At 77.1% G+C, this 327-nt stretch carries 1 protein-coding gene; it reads left to right on the top strand.

What is annotated here, in order from left to right:
• Nucleotides 1–122: 122 nt before the first annotated feature.
• Nucleotides 123–327: helix-turn-helix domain-containing protein (locus AC1DIW_RS21935; RefSeq protein WP_478110941.1), on the top strand; the 205-nt coding region annotated here is incomplete at its 3' end.

Here is a 327-nt window from a genome sequence, read left to right as displayed (position 1 = left end):
CCGGCGTTGGAGGTAGCGCGGCGGATCGCGGTCGACCGCCGCGCGGTGGGACGATGGGCCAAGGTGGCCGGCATGACCTTTCGGTGGGGCCCGTCGGTGGCCTCGCGCGCCCTGCCGCACCGGTGAGCGAGGGCGACTGGACCGACGCGCGGGGGCGTCTGACCGAAGCCGGCCGGGCCGTGATCGCGCTGCGGCTGGGCGAGGGCCACCGCCCGGCCCGGATCGCCGCGGAGCTGGGCGTGCACCGATCCAGCGTGACCCGGGAGCTGGCCCGCAACCGCGTCGGCGGGGTGTACTCGGTCCGGATCGCGCAGCAACGCACCCACG

This window comes from Terrabacter sp. 01T434, assembly GCF_056398545.1.
Note: the sequence above shows the minus strand (reverse complement) of the source record. Positions and strands in the feature narration are given on the sequence as shown.